We start from the raw sequence: 19,554 nt of genomic DNA, 5'->3' as shown, positions 1-19,554 counted from the left end.
CGTCGCCGAGGGGCGTGACCTGCGTCAATCGTGTTTCACCGCAGCGGATGCGTGCGGAAGAACCGCCAGATGACCGGCGTCGCGTCGATCACCGTCGGCGTGGCCGAGTCGTTGTTCGGCCGCGTGCTGGGCCAGACGTGCCCGGCCCCTTCGACGCGGTAGTGCTCCAGCGTGCTCCGCCGGTCGCAGCCGAGCCACTTCTGCGCGACGACGCCCTTCACCGGCGTCCACGACACGGGCTTCGGGAAGCAACCGTCCCTTGTGGACCATCCCGCGAGCCAGTCGGGGATGGCGGGCAGGCCCTTCGCCGGGTTGCCGGTGTAGGGGATGGTCGTGTCGGCGGTGCCGTGGAAGTCGAGGATCGGCGCCGGCCGGCTCGGCTCGCAAGCGCCGCCCTGGGGATAGAACGCGCCCGACACCGGGGCGAACGCCGCGATCCGGCCGGGCAGCCGGCAGGCCAGCAGGCCGACGAACCCGCCGCCGTTGGACTTGCCGGCCGCGAAGATCCGGTCGTTGTCGACGCACAGGTCACGCTGCAGCGAGTTCAGCAGGTCGCTGGTGAACAGGACGTCGTCGGCGGCGGCCGAGTAGGGCGCGCCGGTCCAGGCCGACTCGCCGTCGGTGCCGATCAGGCCCTGCGGGTAGACCGAGATCGCGTCGAGCGCCGAGAAGCCGGACAGCTCCTCCTGGTACTGCGACGTGCGCTTGTGCCCGTGGAACGACAGGACCAGCGGGTACGCCCGGCGCGGGTTGTAGTGCGCCGGCAGGTGCACGGTGTACTCGCGGTCAAGACCGCCGGAGACGACGTGCCGGGTGGTCGTCACCCCGGCCGGCACGGGCGCGGCGCGACCGCAGCCGGTGGTGCGGACGGGGTGGTCGACGACGGTCGACGCGGCGGCGGGAGCGGCGAAGACGGTGGTCAGGGCGCAGGCCGCGGCGAACGCGGCCGCCCACCGGGGCAGGGGTCCGGGCACTCGATCCTCCTTGATCGGCAGCGGGGCGTGGCCAGCATCACCCCGGGAGGCGGGGCCCACCTACATTGCGTTCATAAAGTGCGCGACCGGGTGACGCCGAGGAATGTCGGACCGCCTCGGTAGGATCGCCCCACCTCGGCCCCCGCCCCGGAAAGGACCGGAAGTGACCACCCCGATCGAGACGCTCGAGTTCCAGTCGGAAGCGCGTCAGCTGCTCCAGCTGATGATCCATTCGATCTATTCGAACAAGGACACGTTCCTCCGCGAGCTGGTGTCCAACGCGTCCGACGCGCTCGACAAGCTGCGGCTGGAGTCGTACCGCGACAAGGAGCTCGGCGCGGACACGTCCGACCTGCACATCGCGCTCGAGACGGACGCGGCCGGGCGCACCCTGACGGTCCGCGACAACGGCATCGGCATGACACGTGACGAGGTCGTCGCCCTCATCGGCACGATCGCCAAGTCCGGCACCGCCGACTTCCTGAGCAAGCTGAAGGAGGCCAAGGACTCGGCGGCGTCGCAGGACCTCATCGGCCAGTTCGGCGTGGGGTTCTACGCGAGCTTCATGGTCGCCGACAAGGTCACGCTGGTGACGCGCAAGGCCGGCACCACCGAGGGCGTCCGCTGGGAGTCCTCCGGCGAAGGCACGTACACGATCGAGCCGGTCGAAGACGCGCCCCAGGGCACCGCGGTCACCCTGCACCTCAAGCCCGAGGACGCCGAGGACCACCTCTACGACTACACGTCACCGGCGAAGATCCGGGAGATCGTGAAGAAGTACTCCGACTTCATCACCTGGCCGATCCGGATGGCGGGCGAGGCCGCCGAGGGCGAAGAGCCGAAGGTCGAGACCGTCAATTCGATGAAGGCGCTGTGGGCGCGCTCGTCGAGCGAGGTCACCGAGGCCGAGTACCACGAGTTCTACAAGCACGTCAGCCACGACTGGCAGGACCCGCTGGAGACGATCCGGCTGCAGGCCGAGGGGACGTTCGAGTACCAGGCGCTGCTGTTCCTGCCGTCGCAGGCGCCGATGGACCTGTTCCTGCGGGAGCGCAAGCGCGGGGTCCAGCTGTACGTGAAGCGCGTCTTCATCATGGACGACTGCGAGTCGCTCGTCCCCGAGTACCTGCGGTTCGTCAAGGGCGTCGTCGACGCGCAGGACCTGTCGCTGAACGTCTCGCGCGAGATCCTGCAGCAGGACCGCCAGATCCAGCTGATCCGCCGTCGCCTGGTCAAGAAGGTCCTGTCGACGGTCAAGACGATGATGACCGCCGACGCCGAGAAGTACGCGACGTTCTGGCGGGAGTTCGGCCGCGCGGTCAAGGAGGGCCTGCTCGACGACTTCGAGAACCGCGAGGCCATCCTCGAAATCTCGTCGTTCGCTTCGACGCACGACGCGGAGAAGCCGACTTCGCTGCGCGACTACGTCGAGCGGATGAAGGACGGCCAGGAGCACATCTACTTCATGACCGGCGAGTCGCGGTCCGCGATCGAGAACTCGCCGCACATGGAGGCGTTCCGGGCCAAGGGTTACGAGGTCCTGGTGCTGACCGACCCGATCGACGAGATGTGGGTCGACGCGGTTCCGGGCTTCGACGGCAAGCAGTTCCAGTCCATCGCCAAGGGCCAGGTCGACCTGGAGTCGGACGAGGACAAGAAGGCCACCGAGGTCGCGCGCGAGCAGCAGAACAAGGACTTCGAGGGCCTGCTGTCGTGGATGGGCACGGCGCTGGGCGAGGACGTCAAGGAGGTCCGGCTCTCGTCGCGGCTGACGACGTCGCCGGCGTGCATCGTCGGGGACACGCACGACCTGTCGCCGACGCTGGAGAAGATGTACCGCGCGATGGGGCAGGAGCTGCCGCCGATCAAGCGGATCCTGGAGCTGAACCCGGAGCACGGCCTGGTGACGGGCCTGCGGGAGGCGCACACCGCGCGTCCGGAGGACGAGGGCCTGGCCGAGACGGCGGAGCTGCTGTACGGGATGGCGCTGCTCGCCGAGGGTGGCGAGCTGGGCGACCCGGCCCGGTTCATCAAGCTGCTGGCGAGCCGCCTGGAGAAAACCCTCTGAGCCGACGCCCGGGCGGCTCGGCCCGCCCGGGCACGCCGGAGTTCGCGTGAGAGAAGCCGGATCTCGCGTGATTGAAGACGTAACTCGCGTGATTGGGGCCGGAACTCGCGAGTTCCGGCTCCAATCACGCGAGATCCGGGCCGGATCACGCGAGTTACGGCTCGGATCACGCGGTCAGGGGGCGGCGTTCATCAGGTCCAGGGCGCTCTGCTGCCGGGCCGCGTCGGCCTGGTCGAACGGGCCCGCCCACAGCAGCCCGTACGCGTCCGCGCTGTTCCGGTCATTTCCGTACGCCGAGGTCGCCTGGCGCTGCAGGTAGGTCGTGTAAGGGTGGTCCGACAGTGCCTTGTTCAGCGCCGCCAGGTCCCGGGCGTACACGCCCTTGAACGTCGGGCCGTCCGCGCCGCCGCCCCCGGCCGTCTCGCCCGGGTCGCGGAGGATGCCGCCCGGGTTCAGCGAGCCGTTCGTCGTCGACGCGTTCGCCATCGCGCGGGCCTTCGTCAGCAGGCTCGCGTCACCCGTCGCGCGGTTCAGCTCGGTCAGCGCCGCCAGCGGCACGCCCTGGTTGTAGGACCAGACCGCCTGGCCGTTGTTCGCGCACGTCGACGTGTTCAGGCCGTCGTTGACCAGGTTCGAGCCGTTGATCATGCCGCTGCCCGCGAACCACGTCCAGCCCGCGCGGGCGCGCGCCAGGTACGCCGTGTCGCCCGGGATGCGGTTGTGCAGGGCCGCGTTCAGCTGGATGTACAGCGAGTTCGGGATGGCGTTCTTGTAGGTGCGGCTCGTGCTCCACCAGACTCCGCCGCCGCAGACGCCGTCCCAGTAGGCGAACATGTGGTCCGCGTCGGCGCGCGCGGTGTTCAGGTACTTGCTGTCGCCCGTCAGGTCGTACGCGTCCACCCAGGCGAGGCCCCACCACCCGGTGTCGTCCAGGTAGTCGTTCCGGAACTGGCCGCCCTGCGCGCCGAGGTTCTTCGTGTACGTCGTGTCGATCGCGTAGCGGTAGCTCGACATGCCGCTGACGCGGATGTTGTCGATGATCGCGGTGAGCGCGTTGGCCGAGTTCCACCAGCCGGTCGTGTCGAAGAGGCCGGTGCCGAGGTTGTAGCGCTCCATCAGCGCCGTGGCGGCCGCGGTGCGCCGGTCCCAGGCGTTCCACGTCGGGCGGGCCCAGCCGGTGCAGGCGATGCTCCCCGAACCCGCGGGCTGCCCGCAGGCGCGCAGCAGGCCGACGCCCTGGGCGTTCCAGTCGTCGGCGTTGTACATCAGGGTCCGCCAGCCGGTCGAACCCGACGGCGTCGCGGTGTCGCCCAGCTTGCTGCCCGACCCCCACGTGCGCCCGGCGTCGAACGAGCGGTCCAGCCAGACGTGGTCGCCGGCCGCACCGCCGGTGATCGCCGCCCAGCCCATGTCGTCGCCGTCGTCGAGGTGCAGGGAGAGCCGTCGGCCGCTGATGGACGCCGAAGCGCCTTCACGGTCGCCGGGCGAGAGTGCGGGATCCCTGGCGTCGCAGTACTTGTCGCAGATCGCCGCGAGTGGTGCGGCGGCCGGTGCAGGTGCGGGGGCCGGAGTGGGCGTAGCCGCCAGGACCACGGTCAGCAGGGGGATCAGGAAGCTCATCTGTCACCTTCCGCGCTGAAGGGCAATGCTTCCATTTTCGGGTGCTGATAATATTGGTCCAGTCCTTTAACGGACAGGTTTCGGACAGGAATTCCCGCGGTAACCCCCGCGCATGACGAATCTCGACGACACCCCGGCCGCGAAGCTCGACGAATTCGTGCTCGCCCGGCTCGCGGAGGACGAAGAGCGGGTCCGCGCCGGCGAGCTGCCGCTGCTCGACGAGGCCGAGCGGCGGGGCAGGCTGCGCATCATGTACGCCGACGACGGCGACGGCCTCCTGCTGGCCGGCGGCCCGGTCGAGGCGATGGAGGACCGGCACCCGGTGCCGTTCGCCGAGAAGGCCGAGTTCCTGCGCCGCGAGATCCGGGACGTCCACGACGACGCGTCCGTGAAGCTGATCGCCTCGGTGTACGAGGCCCACCCGGACTGGCAGGACGGCTGGCGGGCCTGAGGGGGCGCCGGGCTTACCCTGGCGACTGACGCGGAGGGAGCCGGCATGGGCGGCCAGCGGGTCTTCGCCGACCGCGAGGACGGCGGCCGGCGGCTGGCCGGAGAGCTGGGCCGCCGCACCTGGAGCGGCCTGCTCGTGCTCGGCCTCGCCCGTGGCGGCGTGCCGGTGGCCGCCGTCGTCGCGCGGCGGCTCGGCGCCGAACTGGACGTCGCGGTGGCGCGCAAGATCGGGGCGCCCGGCCGGCGCGAGTTCGGCGTCGGCGCGGTGACCCCGGACGGCCCCGCGATCTACGACGAAGCGATCCTGCGGAGCCTCGAGCTCAGCGCGGCCCGGATGACGCGGGCGGAGCACCGGGAACGCGCGGAGGCCCGCCGCCGGCTCGAGCGCTACCGGGACGGCCGGCCCGCACCCGATCTCGCCGGCCGCGACGTCATCCTCGTCGACGACGGGCTCGCGACCGGCGTCACAGCGACAGCGGCCCTGCGCGACGTGCGGGCCGGGAACCCGCGGACCCTCGTGTTCGCGGCGCCGGTCGGCGCCCCGGGTGCGGTGGCGGGGTTGCGGCACGAAGCCGACGACGTCGTCTGCGTGACCGAACCGCCGGACTTTCGCGCGGTCGGTCAGTGGTACGCGGATTTCCGCCAGACGAGCGACGAAGAGGTCCTTGACCTGCTGCTCCACCTGGGGGAACACCGGGGTTGACCGGGTGGGCGGTGGGGTATCACCCGGCGGGGGTACCGACCGGATGGGCAGGCGCGTGATGATCGAACGGGACGGGCTCGGAGCCGCGGGGCGCGGGCTGAGGCAGTACCTGCTGGCCGTCGCGGCCGCGCTGGACGCGCCCGCCTGGTTCTGCGAGGTGGACGCGCCGGCCACGGCGTACCTCGCGCTCGAGCAGCGGCTCGCGCGGTTCCCGGACCACGAAACGGCACTGCTGTGGGACGAACGCGACGGCTGGGCCGCGGCGGTGGAGTCGGCGACCGGCGAGGACGTCGTCGTGCTCGCGTACCTCGGCGAAGACGTCTTGCCGGCGCCGGAAGCGGTCGTGGCGTTCGTGCGGGGTCTCTACGGCGACAGCTATCCCGGGCAGCCGGATCCGCCGGACTTCCGGAGACCCGGGGCGCCGGACGACTTCGACGAACGCCTCGCCGCCTACGCGGGCGACGACGTCTGCCTGCCCGAGGGCCAAGCCTGAGTCAGCGCGGCGGGAGGACGCAGAACTCGTTGCCCTCCGGGTCGGCGAGCACGATCCACGGGTCGTCCGGCGGGTCGTCGAGGACCTTCGCGCCCAGCATCACGAGCCGTTCCACTTCCGCGCGCTGGTCACCGCCGACCGGTGTCAGGTCGAGGTGCAGCCGGTTCTTGCCCGCCTTTTCTTCGGGCACCGGCTGGAACAGCAACGCGGGACCGTCGTCGAAGTCCAGCTGCCGGTAGATCAGGCCACGGGAGTCGGTCCAGGTCCGCGTCTTTCCGTGCCCCAGCGCCTTTTCCCAGAACTCGGCCAGCAGGTCCGGCTGCCGGCAGTCGACCGCGACGGCGAGGATCCGCGTGGTGCTCACGCCTGCGCCACCACCCGGTTGATCGCGTCGGCGACCAGGTCCGGCTCGGAGACCGTGACCGTCAGACCCGGGTGGCGGATCAGGCCCCACGGGTCGATGCCCGCCACCGGTTCGTGGAACCGCAGGCACACACCGCCTTTGGTCGTGGTGCCGAAGGTCAGGCCGCGGTCGGCGAGCGACAGCCGGACGCCGAGACCGCGAAGCGGGCTGTACGGGCCGCTGACCTCGGCGCCGGCGATATTGTTCAGCGGCGTGGAGACGAGCCACGGCCCGAGCCGGACGCGCAGGCCGTCGGCGTCCAGTTCGAGCCCACTGCGGGGGCCCAGCGCGTGGCGCAGCCACGGGAACCGGACGGCGAAGTCCGCGTGCAGCCGGTAGTGCACGACAACTGCTTCGCTGCTCGTCATGCGCTGCTGCCCTTCGTTGCCTGGCGCGCGGCGGCGCGGGCGCCGAAGATCCCGAGCATCAGCCCGGCGACCGCGGTGAGCCCGTGCAGCACGTTGTCCGCCCAGTTGACGTTGATCGGGTCCTCGGGGTTGATGAACGCCGTCGACAGGACGCCGTAGGCGGTCATCCCGGCGAAGCCCACGAAGAGGACCCAGCAGTAGATGATCGAGCCGGCCCGCCGTGTCGCAGCGAGCAGTCCGAGCACGCCGACCACCGTGTGGACGAGGTTGAGCAGCGGGGTGACGCTGAAGATCCACACCGCGCGGCTGGTCTCGTGGCCGACCGCCGCCGTTTCCGGCGTCAGGAAGCCGGCGATGCCGAGCGCGAGGTAGAGCAGCCCGAGCACGGCGACGGCCGGGCGGAGCCAGACCGGGCCGGTCCGGGAACGGGTCTCGGCGGACGTCATGGGGAGCCTCCTTCGGCGGTCAGAAGCGGATACCCGGCGTCGCGGGCGGGAAACGGGGGGAGTGGAAGGGGCCGGACGGCGGGGGTTGAGGTCCGCCGTCCGGCCCGCGGCCGGGACCCGCGCCGGTCCCTGCAAGCCAGGACGCGGGCCCCTGGTCTCAGGGGGAACGCCACTCGTGCCCGGCGTGCGCCGTTCCGAGCTGGGCGCCCATCAGGAGCAGGCCACCGTCGACGACGAGCGACGTGCCGGTGATGTAGCCGGCCGCCGGCGTCGCGAGGAACGCGACCGCGGCCGCCACTTCGGCGGCGTGGCCGGTGCGGCCGAGCGGGATGCCGGGCCGCTGCTGCTCCCGCGGGTCGGCGTCGGCCTGCCCGGTCATCGGTGTCGAGATTTCGCCCGGCGCCACGGAGTTGACGGTGATGGCGTGCTCGGCCAGCTCCATGGCGAGCACCTGGGTCAGCGCGCCCGCTCCGGCTTTGGCGGCGCAGTAAGGCGCGGCACCGACCCGGGGGATGTGCTCGTGCACGCTGGTGATGGTGATGATGCGGCCGCCCTGGCCGGCGTCGATCATGTGCCGCGCCGCACGCTGCGACAGAAGGAAGACGCCGTCCAAGTCGACGTCGAGGACTTCGCGCCACTGCTCGTAGCTGATGTCGAGGACGCGCTCGCTGCTACCGGTGCCGGAGCAGTTGACGAGGACGTCGATCCCGCCGAGGTCGCCCGCGAACGCGTCGACGACGTCGGCCGCTTCGGGCAGCCGGGTGAGGTCGAGCTGCCTGATGTGGGCGGCTACACCGTGCGACCGGACTTCGGCAGCAGTTTCTTCGGCACCGTCGGCGTCGGAGTGATAGGTAAGGCCCACGTCCAGACCGCCGCCGGCGAGGGCGACGGCGACCGCGCGGCCGATCCCGGAGTCGGCGCCGGTCACGACGGCGCGCCGCGGCGAAGCGGCTTCGGCGGGCAATGGCGCCGGAAGGGACACGGGCCTCTCCTCTCGTTCCCCGGCGGCTACCACGTCCTCAAGGGCCTAAACACCAGGGCTCCGGCAAAGTCCCGGTCGCCCGATCCGGCCTGGCCACCCGACTTCGCGGGAGCCCTGGGCCTAAACGCGACGAGTGCGGGGTACCCCGTCCGGATGAGACTCGCGGTGCTGGACATCGGGTCGAACTCGGCCCAGCTGCAGGTGGTGGACGTGTCCGCCGGGGCGCCGCCGCTCCCGGCGCACGCCGTCAAGGAGCCGACGCTGCTGGCCGAGGAGCTGCTGCCCGACGGGACGCTGAGCGAGACCGGCGTGGAGCGGGTGGCCGCGGCGGTGGGCCGGTCGGTCGACGCGGCGGTGCGGCTCGGCGTCGACCACCCCTACCCGTTCGTCACCGCCGCCGTGCGCGACGCGGTGAACCGCGAGGAGGTCATCGACCGCATCCAGGCGGACTCCGGGATCCGGCCGCAGTTCCTTTCCGGCGAGGAAGAGGCGCGGCTGACGTACTTCGCGGCGCGCCGCTGGTACGGCTGGTCGGCCGGGCGGCTGCTGCTGGTCGACATCGGCGGCGGCTCGATGGAGCTGGTGCTCGGCCGCGACGAGGAACCCGAGCTGGCGATCTCGCTCCCGCTCGGCGCGGGCCGGCTCACCCGCGAGTTCCTGACGGCCGACCCGCCGACGCGCACGCAGCTGAAGGACCTGCGCCGGCACGTCCGCGACACCCTGTCCGAGGTGCTGGACCGGCTGCGCTGGGAGGGCCCGCCGCGGCGGGTCGTCGCGACGTCCAAGACGTTCAAGCAGCTGGCCCGCCTGACGGGCGCCGCGCCCCAGCGCAAAGGACCGTTCGTGCCGCGGGAACTGGCAGTGGCGGACCTGCGGAAGTGGATCCCGCGGCTGGCTCGTCTCCCGGCGGCCGAGCGCGCCGGGCTCCAGGGGATTTCGCGTCCGCGCGCCCGGCAGGTGGTGGCCGGCGCGTTGGGGGCCGAGGTGACGCTCGCCGCGCTCGACGTGCCGAGCGTGGAGATCTGCCCGTGGGCGTTGCGGGAGGGAATCCTGTTGCGGCACCTGGAGAGGGTCGCGAACACGCCGGAGCTGCCACTGCAGCCGCTGACCCGCCACCCGGACGCCACGGTCCGGCAGCTGAGGACGGCGGAGGAACAACCGGTCCCGAGTTGACGTGTGTTCGGCGCAAGCCGGGGTAACCGGCCGTTCCCCGAACGGAAGGACATCCCGTGAGCAAGCCGAACCCGATCGAGCTGCAGAAGTACCTTTCCGGTGTCGACTACCCCGCCCAGCGCGACGATCTCGTACGCGCCGCCGAACGCAACGGTGCCGATGACGGCACCCTCGACGTCGTGCGAGGGCTGCCCGACCGGACCTACGACGGGCCGAGCGGCGTCAGCAAGGAGATCGGCGGCTGACCGGACGCGGCCCGGGCGGGATGCCGCTCGCCCGGGCCGTCACAGCCACCGGCGCAGCAGGCGGGTGACCGCCGGCATCACCACGTACGTCATCGTCGTCAGCAGGACCACGGGGAACATCGCCGCCCTCAGCCACAGCGGCCACGACGCTGTCAGCGGCACCACCCACGCCTGGAACCCCAGCACCAGCGGGTAGACCGCGACCAGCGAGATCAGCCACATCTTCCAGCGGGGCGGGGGTTTCATCGTCGCGATCGCCTCGGACGGGACGTGGAACCACGTCTCCAGCCCCGTCCGGTGCTGCTGGGCCGTCTTGGTCGCGGCCAGGGTCCGGGCGTGGCGCAGCCACTTCTCGCGCTCCGGGGAGTCCAGCCAGTTCCGGAGGTCGCGGCGAGTCGCGAACTGGTGGACCACGTGGAAGTCGCGACTGTCCTCGGTGTGCACGACGGTCGCCGCGAGGTTGCCCGGGTAGTGGGCCGCCTCGGCGGTCGCGCCGCGGGCCCACTCCGCGAACTCGCCGACCCGGTCCGGCTTGGCGCGCCAGCTGTACACCGTGGTCACCGGCTCTTCCGACCGGTCGCGGCGTGACTTGGTGTCCGAAGTGGACATCGCTACAACGCCGAGGTGATCGCCGTGCGGGGGGCGGTGACCGCGCCGAGTTCGGCCACCGCGCGGCAGACGTCGGCCGGGTCGATCGCGTCGAGACAGGGGTGGCCGGGGACCGGGCACACCCGGGCCCGGCTGTCCCGGCACGGCGCGCGCTGGTCGCCGAGCATGACCACCGGCACCCCGTACGGTGCCCACCGCGCCGCCGGCACCACCGGGGCGAACAGCGACACCACCGGGGTCCCCGCCGCCGCGGCCAAGTGTGCGGGGCCGGTGTTCGGCGCGACCACGACCTGCGCTCCCGAGAGCACCGCCGCCAGCTCGGCCAGCGACGTCCGGCCGCCGAGGTGCACCGCCGACGTCCCCGCCACGCCGACGGTGAGGTGCGCTTCGCCCGGCGCGCCCGTCACGATCACGCGGTACCCGTCGGCGGACAGCGCCCGCACCGCCCGGTGGGTCCAGGCGGGCGACGGCTGCCGGGCGGGCACGGACGCGGCCGGGTGCACGACGACGTACGGGCCGCCGCCGGTCAGCCGGCTGACGTTCGGCAGCGGGCGCCGCAGGGCGAGGGCGCCGTGGTCGTCCGGCGGCAGCGAGTACCCGGCCGCTTCGGCGAGCGAGAGCATGCGGACCGCCTCGGGCGGGTCGCCGTCGACGCGGTGGCGCAGGTCGAGCAGGCTCCCCGGGTAGTCCTCGGAGATCGCGCCGATCCACGGCACCCCGGCTTGCCGCAGCAACAGTGCCAACGGCAGCGGCGACTGGTGGAACGAGGTCAGGATCAGCGCCCGGTCGAACGAGCGCGAGCGCACCAGCTCGACGAACGCCCCCGTGTCCGACGCGGTCACCGGCGGGGGCTCGGGGTCGATCCACGGCGCCCGCCAGGTGATCAGGTCGTCGACGCCCGGCAACAGCTCGCCCGCGGCGCGGCCGTGCGGCCCGGCCAGCAGCGTCACGTGGGACGCCCCGGCCGCCACCGCCCGGACGCAGGGCCCGGCGAGCAGCACGTCCCCGAGGTTGTCCTGCCGGACCACGAGCACCCGGGTCATCCGGCGACCCCGGCGAGGCGCAACGCTTCGGACAGGTCCCGGGCGACGGCGGCGTGCCGGCGGGCCCGGGCGATCTCGGGTTCGAGCGTCCGCGCCGTCGGCACCAGCACGGCGCGGGCCCCGGCGGCCAGTGCGGCGTCGACGTCGGCGCCCGTGTCGCCGATGACCACGCAGGACGCGGGATCGACGCCCAGCTCTCCGGCGGCGCGCAGGACCATGCCGGGCGCGGGTTTGCGGCAGGCGCAGCCGTCGCCGTCGTCGTGCACGCACACCTGCCAGGTGCCGAACGGCCCGAACAGCTCCCGGACGCGGGCATTCACGGCCGCGAGCTGGTCCGGGGTGATCAGTCCTTTCGCGACTCCCGACTGGTTGCTCACGACGCCGACCGGGACGCCGCGCTCTCGCAGCCCGCGCACCAGCTCGACGGCGCCGGGCACGGGCCGGACGCCGTCGGGGTCGTTCAGGTAGGGGACGTCGACGATCAGCGTGTCGTCCCGGTCGAACAGCACCGCGACCGGTGGCCTCGGGCGCCGCGCCGCGAGCTCCCCGCGGACGCGGTGGTAGCACGCGGCCGGCGGGATGAGCACGCTGGTGACGGCCATCCGGGCCACCTCGCCCGGCGTGCGGGGACCCGGCAGGATCCGGCGAGTGGCGAACTCCGCCGTGAGCCCGGCCCAAACCCCGGCGGCGAGGACGGCTTTCCCGCGCTGCCGCAGCAACGGCAGCGCGAGCGCGGCCAGTCCGACCACGGTGGACAGTGCGTGCAGCCCCAGCCGGCCGTGGCCGGCACCGGTGCGCTGTCGCCAGAGCACGCCGTGCTTGTGGCGCATGAGCGCGTTGTCGGCGTTGCCGCGCTGGGCTTTCAGGCTGTAGAGGAACCCCGTCCGGCGGGCCGGGTGCGTCGTCAGCCGCTCGCCCCGGTCGATCCGGTGCCCGGCTTCGGCGACGCGCAGCGCGAGGTCGGAGTCTTCGCGGAACGCGCGTGGGAACCGCTCGTCGAAGCCGCCGGCCTCGACGAGCGCGCTGCGCCGGTACGCCATGTCCGCGGTGATCCACCGGGCGTGCTCGAGGCCCGCCGTGCCGCGTTCGTCGTCGGTGGGACGGCGGTCCGCGGGCAGCGGGACCGTGATCCGGCCCTGGGAGGCGGCCACGCCGGCCGGCAGGAACAGCAGGTCCTCGCCCAGCTGCCGGGGCCAGTCGGGGGCGAGCACGACGTCGTCGTCGACGAACGCGATCCACTCGCTCTTCGCCGTGCGCCAGCCGAGGTTGCGGGCGGCCGCCGGTCCGCGTCCGCCGGACCGGAGGACGCGGACGCCGCCGGGAACGTCCAGTTCGGACCCGCCAGGGCGGTCGTCGACGACGAGGATCTCCGCCGGTCGCGGGCCCTCCCCGGTGAGCAGCGTGTCCAGAAGCGGCCGAAGCGTCTCCCGGCCCGTCGTGGGGATCACCACGGTGTAATCGAGCGAAGAAGTCACCGCAGTGGGCTACCCGCGACGGACCCGGTCAAACGGCGTGTCGATCGCGGGCGCGCGGGTAACCGTGCAGCGAGACGAAGGAGGTGCGGATGACCGCGGGGACGATCGAAATCCGGAACCCGGCCGACGACAGCGTCGTCGGCACTGTGCCGGCCGCCGGCGAAGACGAGATCGCCGCCGCCTTGGCGCTGGCGAACGAAACCAAGGCGGAGTGGGCCCGAACCCCGGCCGCCGAACGGGGAGCGCTGCTGCACACCGCGGCCGAACGGCTGCGCGCCCACGCGGACGACCTGGCCGCCGCGAACGAGTCGGAGACCGGGCGCCCGCGTGACGAAGCGCGCGAAGGGGTCATGGCGGGCGCGGGAACCCTCGACCAGTACGCCGAGCTCGGTCCGGTCCACCGCGGGCGCAGTCTGCTCGGCGACGCGGGCGCGACGGACCTCATGGTGCCCGAGCCGCGCGGTGTGGTCGTCGCGCTCACGCCGTGGAACGACCCGGTCGCGGTCGCCTGCGGGCTGCTCGGCGCGGCCCTGGCCACCGGCAACACCGTGGTGCACAAGCCGAGCGAACGCGCACCGCACACCGGGCAGCTGCTGGGCGAGGTCCTGGCCGGCGTGCTGCCCGGCGGCGTGCTGCAGACCCTGCACGGCGACGGCGGGGTCGGCGCGATCCTCGCGATGCGCGACGACGTCGACGTCATCGCCCACGTCGGCAGCACCGCGACCGGCCGGTCGATCGCCGCGAGCGCGGCCGCCACCGGCGCGAAAACGCTGCTCGAGAACGGCGGCAACGACCCCCTGGTCATCGACGGCGACGTCGACCCGGAGTGGGCCGCGAGCCAGGCGGCGCTGGGCGCGTTCGCCAACTCGGGTCAGATCTGCGTGGCCGTCGAACGGATCTACGTGCACGAGGCCGTCGCCGAGCCGTTCCTGGCGGCGCTGGTCAAGGAAGCCGAAGCGCGGACCCTCGCGCCGCTGGTGGACCGGCGGCACCGCGACCACGTGCACTCGCACGTCGAGGACGCCGTCGAGCGCGGCGCCCGGCTGCTGACCGGCGGAGCGGTGCCGGACGGTCCCGGCGCGCACTACCCGGCCACCGTGCTCACCGCGTGCGCCGCCGACCTGCGGGTGCTGCGCGAGGAGACGTTCGGCCCGGTGGCCCCGGTGCGGGTCGTCGCGAGCTTCGACGAAGGACTCGCCGAAGCCGCCAAGGGCGACTACGGGCTCGCGGCGACCGTGCTCACCGCGTCGATGGCGCACGCCCAGCGCGCCTGGCGGGAGCTGCCGGCCGGGACCGTCAAGGTCAACAACGTGTTCGGTGGCGCGCCAGGCGGGGCGTCGCACCCACGCGGCCGCAGCGGGAACGGCTACGGCTACGGGCCCGAGTTGCTCGACGAGCTGACGCAGACGAAGCTCGTGCACCTCGCCCCGCCCGCATGACCGGACGGCGTGACGGGCCCGCGCCCTCCGGCTGAAGGCGGGCGACGACGTCAAGCGCGGCCTCGCCACCGCGTTCGCGCCGGCGGACACCGAACGGCGGGACCGGACCCCGGTGGGCTGGCTCGCCCGCGCGGTGCGCGTGCCGGGCCGCGAACGCCGGATCGTCGTCCAGGCGGCGAAGGCCACGCTGGCGGCGACCGGGGCGTGGCTGCTGGCGACGCTGGTGCTGAAGCTGCCGCAGCCGTTCCTCGCCCCGTACGCGGCCATCTTCCTGGTGGAAGCGACCGTGTACCGGTCGCTGCGCGGGTGGATCCAGCAGGTCGGCTCGGTGGCCACGGGCGTGCTCCTCGCGGCCGTGGCCGGCCAGCTGATCCCGTCGCAGGCCGTCGCGCTGGCCGTCGTCGTGTTCGTGGGCCTGCTCGCGGGGAACTGGCGGCGCTTCGGCGACTCGGGGGTCTGGGTCGGGGTGACCGGCATGCTGCTGGTCTCCTACGGCACGGCGCGGGACCCGGTGCTGATGGGCGACCGCCTCCTGGAGACGGCGCTGGGCGCGGCGATCGGCGTCGCGGTGAACACCCTGATCTTCCCGCCGCTCTACGGCGAACGCCTGGCCACGGCGGCCGACCGATTGGCGACGGCGCTGGCGGACCTCCTGGAGTCGCTGTCGGACCTGGTCCGCCGCGACGAGCCGGGAAACCTCGACGGCCTGCTGTCCCAGGCCCAGGACACGCGCAGCCAGGTGGTGGCGGCCGAAGAGGCGGTCGGCCTGACCCGGGAGGGGCGGAAGCTCAACCTGCGCCGCGGCCGCCCGAAGGACGGCACCCACCACGAGCGTCCACTTCGGACATTGATCGCGCTGTGGCCTTCGGTGGCCCAGCTGATCGCCGCCGTGCGCACCACGGCGGTCCGGCGCGAGCAGCACCCGTTCGAGTACCCGTGGCCGGACGCGCGGAACTCACTGGCCGACCTGGTGCACTTGCTGGCCGGCGCCGTGCAGGCGGTGGCGGTGGCCGGGGAGCCGGTCGACCTGGAGGAGTGCCGCGCGCTGCTGGAGAAGCTGGAGGAGCGGCTGGTGACGGCGGAGGAGGACGGCGTCCCGGCCCGGCTGGGCCTGGGCACGATGACCTTCCCCGCGCGGCTGCTGGTGGAGAAGATCGAAAACCGCTGACTCGGCGGGAAAGCCGTGAATGGCACATCGAGGGACTTCAAGTCCCTCGATGTGCCATTCACGGACCGCGGCGGTCGTCAGTGGACGGCGACGGCTTCCGCTTCGGAGCGGTGGCGGCGGCAGGCCGTGCAGACCATCGTCTGGCCGAGCAGCGTGCCGTCCCCGGCGACCAGCCGGGCGACGTGCAGCGTGGGCAGCCCGCACTCCTCGCACGGAAGGGGCTTGCTGTCGCGGCTGATCATCACTCGGTTCGGCATGGTTTCCCCTGACTGTGGATGGTCCCGACCGCTTACCCCGTGGCCTGCGCCACACTCGTCCGGACCAGTCGCATCACTCGAAAGGAGTAGTCAGGACGGCGGGTACTGCTGCGCTCCGAGCAGGGTCGCCAGGTGGACGGCATTGCGGACGAGCGTCGCGTTCGTCGAGGCCACGGCCTTCGGCGTCTCGTCGAGGTCCTGGTAGTCGCCGCCCTGCATGGCTTCGCCGTTCCAGTACGTGCCGCCCTGCGCGGGCACCGTGAACCCGATGTCGTTCAGCGCCTGGAACAGGTCGGCGATGATCTTGTGGGCACCGTCCTCGTTGCCCACCACCGCCGCGACCGCGACCTTGCCGAACATCGCCGGCCGGCCCTCGTCGTCGGTTTCGGACAGCTCCGCGTCCAGCCGTTCGAGGACGCGCTGGGCGACGCTCGACATGTGCCCGACCCACGTCGGGGTGGCGACCAGCAGGATGTCCGCGGCGGCGATCTTGCGGCGGATCTCCGGCCACTCGTCCCCGGCGCCCATGTCGGCCTCGACGCCCGGGCGGACGTCGTGGTCGACCACGCGGACCACCTCGCCCGTGACGCCGCGCTCGGCGAAGAGGTCGAGCAGCTGACGCGCGATGAGGTCGCTGCTCGACTTCGCGGGCGATGGCTTGAGCGTGCAGGTCAGCGCGAGGACGCGCAGGGTCATGACTGCCTCCGTGGGTGGGTGCCGACCCCGACGTGGGTGAAGCCGGCATGGGCCAGCTCGCCGGAATCGAGCAGGTTGCGGGTGTCGACGACGACCGCGTGCGCGGCCGACGCGGCCAGCCGGGACCAGTCGAGGTCCCGGAACTGCGGCCACTCGGTGAGCACGACCAGCGCGGCGGCGTCCTTGGCCACCAGGTACGGGTCGTCGACCACCTGGACGACGTCCAGGCCCGGCACGGCCCCGACCGCCGGGTCGTGCGCGGTCAGTTCGGCGCCCGCCCGGGCGAGCTCGGCCGCCACCGCCAAGGCCGGCGAGTCGCGCAGGTCGCCCGTGCCGGCCTTGAACGCCAGGCCCAGCAGGCCGATCCGGGCGCCGGCGAGAGAGCCCGCGGCCGACCCGGTGACGGCGAGCCGCACGGCCCGCATGACGCGGGCGCGTTGCCGGGTGTTGACGCGGACCGCGTCGCGCAGGATGCCGAACTCGATCCCGGCCGATTCGGCCGCGTGCAGCAGCGCCGAGGTGTCCTTCGGCAGGCACGAGCCGCCCCAGCCGGGGCCGGGGGCGAGGAACTCCGGACCGATCCGCGCGTCCAGGCCCATCGTGCGGGCGACCTCCCGGACGTCGGCGCCGAACCGCTCGCACAGTTCGGCGAGGACGTTCACGTAGGACAGCTTCACCGCGAGGAACGCGTTGCTCGCGTACTTCGCGAGCTCGGCGCTGGCCGAGTCGGTCGTCACGAGCGGCGCGCCGCTCGGCTCGTAGAGGCGCGCGACCCGGTGCGCAGCGGCCGAACCCGGCGGGTCGGTGCCCACCACGACCCGGTCCGGGTGCAGGAAGTCCTCGACGGCGTGTCCTTCGCGGAGGAACTCGGGGTTGGCCACGACGGGCAGGTCGTCCCGGCGCAGCAACCCGGGCAGCCGGGCCGCGGTGCCGACCGGGACGGTCGACTTGGTGACCACGACGCAGCCGGGCCGCAGCAGCCGGCCGAGCTGCGCCACAACCGTTTCGAGGACACCGAGGTCGGGCCGGCCGTCGCGGTCGGGCGGGGTCGGGAGGCAGAGGAAGACGAGGTCGGCGCCGTACAGCTCGGCCTGGGCGTCGGTGAAGGTGAGCGTGCCGTCGCCGAGGCCCTGGGCGACCAGCTCGGGCAGGCCGGGCTCGGCGATGGCCACCTCGCCCCGGCCCAGCTGGTCCACTTTGGCCGCATCGGCGTCCACGCAGGTCACGCGGTGGCCGAGCCGGGCGAAGCACGCGGCGCTGGTCAGGCCGACGTAGCCCGCGCCGACGATCCCGATGTGCTCAGCCATGCGGCACCCGGGCTTCCAGCGCCGAGCGGGTGGCGGCGAGCACGCGCTCCTCGCCGAGCAGCAGCAGTCCGCCGTCCGGCTCGTCGCCGTGCGGGTTCCCGACGTTCCCGGCCCACAACACGACGTGCTGCCGCGCTTCCGGCGGTGGGCCCCACAAGCGTGGTGGGGTCGGGCCGAACAGGAGCACCGACGGCGTGCCGAACGCGGTCGCGAGGTGCCCGGCGCCGGTGTCGCCGCAGACGACGAGCGCGGCCCCGGCCACCAGCGCGGCCAGCTCCGCCAGATCCGTCCGCCCGGCGAGCACCGCGTCTTCGCCGAGTCCGGCCCGCTCGGCGATCGACCGGGCGAGGTCGCGTTCGCCGGCGCTGCCGGTCAGCACGACGTGGTGCCCGGCCGCGGCCAGCTCGCCGACGACGCGGGCGAACCGCTCCGGCGGCCAGCGGCGCGCGGGGAACGCGGCGCCGGGGTGTACCACGACGGCATCCGGCGCGGGGCTCGGGCCCGGTGGTGCGGGCAGCCGCAGCGCCGTGCGGTCCGCCGGCAGGTGGGCGTACTCGACGAGCCGGCACCAGCGGTCGACCTCGTGCACGTCGGCGCGCCACCGGAGGCCCGGCACATCGGGGAAGTCGGGGTGGTGGTGGGTCAGCAGCTCGGCGGGGTCGGTCTGCAGGAGGTCGTGGAGGCTCTCCGGGCCGCTGCCGTGCAGGTTCACCGCCAGCCTGGGCGGCGGCCCCGGCCACGCCAGCTCGCCGAGCCCGGGCGTCGGCAGGAGCTCGTCGACCGCGTCGATCAGCTCGACCAGGTCGCGCAGACCTTGCGGTGCGGCCAGGACGAGCCGGTCGTCCGGGTACGCGGCCCGCAGCGCCCGCAGCGCGGGGACCGCGGTCAGGAGGTCCCCGATGCCGAGCGCGCGCAGCACGAGGACCGCGGCGCTCACGGCCACGACCCCTCCTCCGACGCGCACACGACGAGCTCGCGGACCTCGGCGCCCGGCGGTTGCTGCAGCGCGAAGACGACGGTGTTCGCGACGTGCTCCGGCTGGTTGAGCTTCGCGTCCGGCGGCGGCTTGTACTGGTCGGTGCGCTCGTCGAAGAAGTGCGTCCACATCCCGCCGGGGATCAGCAGGGTGACGCCGACGCGCCCGGCCAGCTCGGCGGCGAGCGCGCGGGTGAACCCGACGACGCCGAACTTCGAGGCGCAGTAGGCGGTCGCGTCGCTCACGGCCTTGATGCCCAGCGTGGACGCCACGGTGACCACCGTGCCGTGCGAACGCTCCAGGTAGGGGAGTGCGGCCCGGATGACGGCGGCCGTGCCGAACAGGTTGACCTTGACGACCCGTTCCCAGTCCTCTGTGGACACAGTACCGAGGGGGCCGCAGGCGTCGGTGCCGGCGGCGGTGAAGACGCCGTCGAAGCCGCCCGCGCGCTCGGCCAAATCACGTACCGCCGCTTCGGTCGCCGCGGTGTCGGTCAAGTCGGCTTCGACGTATTCGGCCGGGTCGTCGGGGCGGACGCGGTCGAGGACGTACGGGGTCCCGCCCGCCTTGCGGACGGCGTCGACGGTGGCGGCACCGAGGCCGGACGCGCCACCGGTGATCAGGACGTTGCCGAGGGGTCGCATCGCACTCCTTGGGAA

General features: G+C 73.0%; 22 protein-coding genes. 8 read left to right on the top strand and 14 right to left on the bottom strand.

The genetic code is table 11. The features are described from left to right. Positions 1 to 35: 35 nt before the first annotated feature. Positions 36 to 974, bottom strand: coding sequence for a ferulic acid esterase (locus tag AB0M59_RS15975; protein ID WP_364614965.1), 939 nt, complete (start codon positions 972 to 974; stop codon positions 36 to 38). Positions 975 to 1,137: 163 nt separating this feature from the next. Here AB0M59_RS15975 and htpG point away from each other — a divergent pair, with 163 nt between their 5' ends. After that, on the top strand, positions 1,138 to 3,042 hold the full coding sequence (gene htpG, locus AB0M59_RS15970; RefSeq protein WP_364614962.1) for a molecular chaperone HtpG: 1,905 nt from the start codon (positions 1,138 to 1,140) through the stop codon (positions 3,040 to 3,042). A 174-nt stretch (positions 3,043 to 3,216) separates the two neighbouring features. Here htpG and AB0M59_RS15965 read toward each other — a convergent pair whose 3' ends face one another. Further along, a complete protein-coding gene (locus tag AB0M59_RS15965) occupies positions 3,217 to 4,662 on the bottom strand; it encodes a glycoside hydrolase family 76 protein (protein WP_364614959.1) in 1,446 nt (481 codons plus the stop codon). 112 nt (positions 4,663 to 4,774) lie between these two features. Between AB0M59_RS15965 and AB0M59_RS15960 the strand changes: the two genes are divergently transcribed. Genes AB0M59_RS15960 through AB0M59_RS15950 form a run of 3 tightly spaced genes read left to right on the top strand, consistent with a single transcriptional unit; the run spans position 4,775 to position 6,308 of the window. After that, entirely contained in the window at positions 4,775 to 5,113 is a 339-nt protein-coding gene (locus tag AB0M59_RS15960) for a hypothetical protein (RefSeq protein WP_364614956.1), read from the top strand. A gap of 45 nt (positions 5,114 to 5,158) precedes the next feature. Then, positions 5,159 to 5,815, top strand: coding sequence for a phosphoribosyltransferase family protein (locus tag AB0M59_RS15955; protein ID WP_364614953.1), 657 nt, complete (start codon positions 5,159 to 5,161; stop codon positions 5,813 to 5,815). A gap of 58 nt (positions 5,816 to 5,873) precedes the next feature. Next, positions 5,874 to 6,308: a DUF6292 family protein gene (locus AB0M59_RS15950; RefSeq protein ID WP_364614950.1), complete on the top strand. Its 435-nt coding sequence runs from the start codon at positions 5,874 to 5,876 to the stop codon at positions 6,306 to 6,308. Between the two features lies 1 nt (position 6,309). Here the strand turns inward: AB0M59_RS15950 and AB0M59_RS15945 are convergent, their stop codons facing one another. From AB0M59_RS15945 to AB0M59_RS15930, 4 genes are all read right to left on the bottom strand, one after another. Next, positions 6,310 to 6,672: a VOC family protein gene (locus tag AB0M59_RS15945; protein ID WP_364614947.1), complete on the bottom strand. Its 363-nt coding sequence runs from the start codon at positions 6,670 to 6,672 to the stop codon at positions 6,310 to 6,312. Then, a complete protein-coding gene (locus AB0M59_RS15940; protein WP_364614944.1) occupies positions 6,669 to 7,079 on the bottom strand; it encodes a hypothetical protein in 411 nt (136 codons plus the stop codon). Before AB0M59_RS15940 ends, AB0M59_RS15945 begins: the two co-directional genes overlap by 4 nt. After that, entirely contained in the window at positions 7,076 to 7,525 is a 450-nt protein-coding gene (locus AB0M59_RS15935) for a DUF4383 domain-containing protein (RefSeq protein ID WP_364614941.1), read from the bottom strand. Before AB0M59_RS15935 ends, AB0M59_RS15940 begins: the two co-directional genes overlap by 4 nt. 157 nt (positions 7,526 to 7,682) lie before the next feature. After that, positions 7,683 to 8,507: an SDR family oxidoreductase gene (locus tag AB0M59_RS15930; protein WP_364614938.1), complete on the bottom strand. Its 825-nt coding sequence runs from the start codon at positions 8,505 to 8,507 to the stop codon at positions 7,683 to 7,685. A 153-nt stretch (positions 8,508 to 8,660) separates the two neighbouring features. Here AB0M59_RS15930 and AB0M59_RS15925 point away from each other — a divergent pair, with 153 nt between their 5' ends. Continuing rightward, positions 8,661 to 9,680, top strand: a complete 1,020-nt coding sequence (locus AB0M59_RS15925) for a hypothetical protein (RefSeq protein WP_364614935.1) — start codon at positions 8,661 to 8,663, stop codon at positions 9,678 to 9,680. Positions 9,681 to 9,736: 56 nt separating this feature from the next. Further along, on the top strand, positions 9,737 to 9,925 hold the full coding sequence (locus AB0M59_RS15920) for a DUF2795 domain-containing protein (RefSeq protein WP_364614932.1): 189 nt from the start codon (positions 9,737 to 9,739) through the stop codon (positions 9,923 to 9,925). 39 nt (positions 9,926 to 9,964) lie between these two features. Here the strand turns inward: AB0M59_RS15920 and AB0M59_RS15915 are convergent, their stop codons facing one another. The 3 genes from AB0M59_RS15915 to AB0M59_RS15905 are packed head-to-tail and all read right to left on the bottom strand — an operon-like array spanning position 9,965 to position 13,052. Further along, positions 9,965 to 10,534 carry an antibiotic biosynthesis monooxygenase gene (locus tag AB0M59_RS15915; RefSeq protein WP_364614929.1) on the bottom strand — a complete coding sequence of 190 codons (570 nt, stop codon included), beginning with the start codon at positions 10,532 to 10,534 and terminating at the stop codon, positions 9,965 to 9,967. Between the two features lie 2 nt (positions 10,535 to 10,536). Then, positions 10,537 to 11,577: a glycosyltransferase family 9 protein gene (locus AB0M59_RS15910; RefSeq protein ID WP_364614926.1), complete on the bottom strand. Its 1,041-nt coding sequence runs from the start codon at positions 11,575 to 11,577 to the stop codon at positions 10,537 to 10,539. Continuing rightward, on the bottom strand, positions 11,574 to 13,052 hold the full coding sequence (locus AB0M59_RS15905) for an HAD-IIIA family hydrolase (protein WP_364614923.1): 1,479 nt from the start codon (positions 13,050 to 13,052) through the stop codon (positions 11,574 to 11,576). The genes AB0M59_RS15910 and AB0M59_RS15905 overlap by 4 nt, the downstream gene beginning before the upstream one ends. 89 nt (positions 13,053 to 13,141) lie before the next feature. Between AB0M59_RS15905 and AB0M59_RS15900 the strand changes: the two genes are divergently transcribed. Further along, positions 13,142 to 14,491, top strand: coding sequence for an aldehyde dehydrogenase family protein (locus AB0M59_RS15900; RefSeq protein WP_364614920.1), 1,350 nt, complete (start codon positions 13,142 to 13,144; stop codon positions 14,489 to 14,491). 112 nt (positions 14,492 to 14,603) lie between these two features. After that, on the top strand, positions 14,604 to 15,659 hold the full coding sequence (locus AB0M59_RS15895) for an FUSC family protein (RefSeq protein WP_364614917.1): 1,056 nt from the start codon (positions 14,604 to 14,606) through the stop codon (positions 15,657 to 15,659). A gap of 77 nt (positions 15,660 to 15,736) precedes the next feature. On the opposite strand, the gene AB0M59_RS15890 is transcribed toward AB0M59_RS15895, so the two are convergent. From AB0M59_RS15890 to AB0M59_RS15870, 5 genes are all read right to left on the bottom strand, one after another. Then, complete coding sequence (locus tag AB0M59_RS15890) at positions 15,737 to 15,916, bottom strand: hypothetical protein (protein ID WP_364614914.1); 180 nt, start codon at positions 15,914 to 15,916, stop codon at positions 15,737 to 15,739. 90 nt (positions 15,917 to 16,006) lie between these two features. Continuing rightward, entirely contained in the window at positions 16,007 to 16,612 is a 606-nt protein-coding gene (locus AB0M59_RS15885) for an NAD(P)H-dependent oxidoreductase (protein WP_364614911.1), read from the bottom strand. Next, positions 16,609 to 17,919 carry a UDP-glucose/GDP-mannose dehydrogenase family protein gene (locus AB0M59_RS15880; RefSeq protein WP_364614908.1) on the bottom strand — a complete coding sequence of 437 codons (1,311 nt, stop codon included), beginning with the start codon at positions 17,917 to 17,919 and terminating at the stop codon, positions 16,609 to 16,611. Before AB0M59_RS15880 ends, AB0M59_RS15885 begins: the two co-directional genes overlap by 4 nt. Continuing rightward, positions 17,912 to 18,862: a glycosyltransferase family 9 protein gene (locus tag AB0M59_RS15875; RefSeq protein ID WP_364614905.1), complete on the bottom strand. Its 951-nt coding sequence runs from the start codon at positions 18,860 to 18,862 to the stop codon at positions 17,912 to 17,914. Before AB0M59_RS15875 ends, AB0M59_RS15880 begins: the two co-directional genes overlap by 8 nt. Continuing rightward, positions 18,853 to 19,539 carry an SDR family oxidoreductase gene (locus AB0M59_RS15870; protein WP_364614902.1) on the bottom strand — a complete coding sequence of 229 codons (687 nt, stop codon included), beginning with the start codon at positions 19,537 to 19,539 and terminating at the stop codon, positions 18,853 to 18,855. Before AB0M59_RS15870 ends, AB0M59_RS15875 begins: the two co-directional genes overlap by 10 nt. Positions 19,540 to 19,554 lie beyond the last annotated feature (15 nt).

This window comes from Amycolatopsis sp. NPDC051371 (assembly GCF_040682155.1).
Lineage (GTDB): Bacteria > Actinomycetota > Actinomycetes > Mycobacteriales > Pseudonocardiaceae > Amycolatopsis.
This window is presented reverse-complemented; position numbering and strand designations above follow the sequence as displayed.